The sequence below is a fragment of the Crenobacter sp. CS_VA4 genome (assembly GCF_055597485.1).
The window spans coordinates 1-251 of sequence record NZ_JBVMAE010000163.1; the positions used below are offsets into that span (position 1 = coordinate 1).

Consider the following 251-nt stretch of genomic DNA (forward strand, 5'->3'; position numbering starts at 1 on the left):
CAGCAGGTCGCGCTCATCAATGCCCTGGTCCGGATCGATGACCGGGTAGGGGTTGTAAATATGATCCGGGCTCGGGGAATGGCCATAGCGCTCGAAGAGTTCTTCGTCGTAGTTTGCCGGGCGCGCGGACAGGCCCCACAGCCGCCACAGATTGTTCCACTCGAAAGCCGTGAACTCGGTGACGTGGTCGCCCTCGTGGGGTTGCGATGCCGGAGTCATGGCCACCCAGTCGTGCCCCACCTGGACCGCCT

The 251-nt window shown here is 63.3% G+C and carries 1 protein-coding gene; it reads right to left on the reverse strand.

Annotated features, from left to right (window positions below; all coding sequences use genetic code 11):
- A partial coding sequence (locus ACZ2IA_RS23165) for a hypothetical protein (protein WP_470294929.1) occupies positions 1–240 on the reverse strand: 240 nt, incomplete at its 3' end.
- Positions 241–251: the final 11 nt, after the last annotated feature.